2 protein-coding genes are annotated in these 2840 nt (G+C 68.6%); one reads left to right on the forward strand and one right to left on the reverse strand.

Annotated elements, in window-relative coordinates:
• Positions 1 to 893: 893 nt before the first annotated feature.
• Positions 894 to 2063, reverse strand: a complete 1170-nt coding sequence (locus BG482_RS39815) for a hypothetical protein (protein ID WP_141746732.1) — start codon at positions 2061 to 2063, stop codon at positions 894 to 896.
• A 112-nt stretch (positions 2064 to 2175) separates the two neighbouring features.
• Between BG482_RS39815 and BG482_RS44470 the strand changes: the two genes are divergently transcribed.
• Complete coding sequence (locus tag BG482_RS44470) at positions 2176 to 2325, forward strand: hypothetical protein (RefSeq protein ID WP_176741584.1); 150 nt, start codon at positions 2176 to 2178, stop codon at positions 2323 to 2325.
• Positions 2326 to 2840 lie beyond the last annotated feature (515 nt).

The following is a 2840-nucleotide window of genomic DNA, read 5'->3' on the forward strand; positions in this document are numbered from 1 at the left end:
CGTGCCCGGTGACGAGCAGCATGCCACGGCCCGCACCCCCCGTGCGGGCCCTCGGCTCACCGGTGTTCCAGGAACCGCTGACAGACCAAGAACGCTCCACCCCGAGCAGCCGTACACCACTGACCACGCCTGTTGGCCGTCCCACGGAGTCAGATAGCGGTGCCCCGGCTCACGGGTGTTCAAGGTTGCCTTGCCAGGGTGTAGTCAAAGAGGGAAGGCTGGCCATCAACTAACCCCGAGCGTCGGGCCGGTGTGGGGGAACGAAGCGTCCCGCTTCGTTCCCCCACACCGGCCCGGCCCTCGGGCCTCCCTGACACGCTACTGGCCGCAAACCGAAGCAACAGGGACACCACAGCCCCGCTGACACCGGGCCTGTACCGGCTGGGACCGGTCCCAGCGGACCGGTCCCGCCCCATACCTCCGGGTATCTGGCTCGCCAAAGATCATTCAGGCGGACCGTCCACAGGGCCCGCCGTCCGCGTCACCGCCTGCCGTCCCTCTCTCAGCTCGGCCATCGCGCGCATCCACTTCTCCCCGAAGCCGACGGCCNTGCGGGCCCTCGGCTCACCGGTGTTCCAGGAACCGCTGACAGACCAAGAACGCTCCACCCCGAGCAGCCGTACACCACTGACCACGCCTGTTGGCCGTCCCACGGAGTCAGATAGCGGTGCCCCGGCTCACGGGTGTTCAAGGTTGCCTTGCCAGGGTGTAGTCAAAGAGGGAAGGCTGGCCATCAACTAACCCCGAGCGTCGGGCCTCCCTGACACGCTACTGGCCGCAAACCGAAGCAACAGGGACACCACAGCCCCGCTGACACCGGGCCTGTACCGGCTGGGACCGGTCCCAGCGGACCGGTCCCGCCCCATACCTCCGGGTATCTGGCTCGCCAAAGATCATTCAGGCGGACCGTCCACAGGGCCCGCCGTCCGCGTCACCGCCTGCCGTCCCTCTCTCAGCTCGGCCATCGCGCGCATCCACTTCTCCCCGAAGCCGACGGCCCCCGTCTCATCGCCGGGAAGTCGGAAGATGTCCGAGTCGGCCGAGAGCTGCTCCATCAGCACCTCGTACAGGCCATCGAAGAGCGGCTGGAGACAGGCCGCCATAGCCTCGGCGAACTGCCCGGGGGAGGGGCTGAAGGCGATGAGGTGGTCCAGGAGGGGAAACATGCCCCATTCGTCGATCCGCTGCCGCAGCGCGGCCAGGGCCGGTGTGTCCGGCATGAGCAGCCCGTGCATCACATACAGCCCGTAGAACCCGCGCAGGCCGACCAGCACGGTCCGTGCCCGTAGCAGCTCCTCGTCACTGGCCCGTTTCACCGGACCCACCACGTCCGCGTGCTGCTCCAACAGCCCCCAATCCATGGGCGGTCCCTCGCCGCGCTCGGCCGCACCCAGCATCTGCGCCCAGTCCTCGGCCGTCATGCCGAACATGCCGAACGCGCCGAACGCCTCGGCCAGCGCCTCGGCCCCCACTTCTTCCACTCCCAGGCCGATCGCCGCGACCACATGCACCATGCTTCTGGAGTCCGGCCCCTCGGCCTCCACCGGGACGTCCTCGCCGGCTTCAAGCGCCGCGCGCACCAGGGCGGGGTTCGCCGCCCCGCGGCGCGGGGTCATGAGCCGGCCCGCGGTCGCATACAGCGCGTCCTGGCCTTCCTCACCCGTTCCGGCCGCGCTGCGAGCGAACTTCACCAGCCGGTGCGACACCGATCTCTCCAGCACCCAGACGAGAGCCTGGCGCACCGCGCCCAGAGGGGGCTCCGGCACCTGCACCGCCTCCGGCCGTACGGGCATGCCGGCCTCGGCGAACCACTCCAGCACGGCCAGCCGACGATCTCGCCCCTGCCGAAGATGCCGCGCCAGCGCCGCGGCGCTCTCCACCACCACCGGATCGACCGCGTCCACCACTGTCCCCCGGCCACGCCCGAGCCCCCGCCGCCGATGCCGTGGCAACAATCCCGCCCGCCGCCAGCTCTCCAGCTGGCTGGCCGTCACCACCACCCCAAGCGCGGCAAGTTCGCGAATCACCCGCAGATCAGCCGGACTCGGCGCTCCTCGTGCCATACACACCATTACAACCCCGAGAAGCACATTTTTCTGCGGAACTGCGGCTCTGGCTCACTGGTTCCAGCACCACAGCCTGCGCTGCCGCGCCTTGCCCGAACGGACACCCACCATGTCGAAGAAGCACCGCGCCCCCTCCACCACCCCGCACCAGGAGCACGTGACGCCCGGCCTCGTCTCCGTAGCCCTTCTCACCGGAGCCGTCCGTCACATCGGGGCCGTCCTGATCGGCCTCGCAGTGACCTGGTGGCAGCACGACTGACATTTGCCCGAGCAAGAGGAGGAACTCAATGTCTAGGCAGCCGCCTCCAACTGACACCACCTCACCCACCCGGACACCAACATCCTGGTTCGGCAACCTTCAGCCAAGGAGGCACATACCCTGATACCGGATTCACCAAAAAATCTGTCACGAAGGAAACAGCCGACCAAGCACCCCGGCCGCAGCGTCTCACCGCCAGCTGCCCGCGAATGCGGGCCAGGTCCGGGAGCGCAGCGGACGGACCCCAGGCTCCTTCAAGGAGCGCAGCGACGAAGGAGCCGCCGGCTCGGAGCGCAAGCAGAGAGCCGGAAGGACACCAGCCCAACCTACGGATACAACCAAAGTTCTGACCGAAGGAAACAGGGCTCGGAGCGCAGCGCAGAGCCCGACTCCTCGCACCGCGAGGAGTCGGGCTCTGATACCCCGCGCGCAGCGCGGGGCTACACTCCAACCTCCGCGCGCAGCGCGGAAGTTCCCTCAGAGTCTGCGCAGCAGACTCTTACCCGCTCCGCGGG

Source organism: Streptomyces sp. LUP30 (genome assembly GCF_001746365.1).
GTDB lineage: Bacteria > Actinomycetota > Actinomycetes > Streptomycetales > Streptomycetaceae > Streptomyces.

What these genes read in the sequence shown, in the direction of transcription:
- BG482_RS39815 (WP_141746732.1), bottom strand. Translation starts at nt 2,063, where the DNA reads ATGGCACGAGGAGCGCCGAGTCCGGCTGATCTGCGGGTGATTCGCGAA.
- BG482_RS44470 (WP_176741584.1), top strand. Translation starts at nt 2,176, where the DNA reads ATGTCGAAGAAGCACCGCGCCCCCTCCACCACCCCGCACCAGGAGCAC.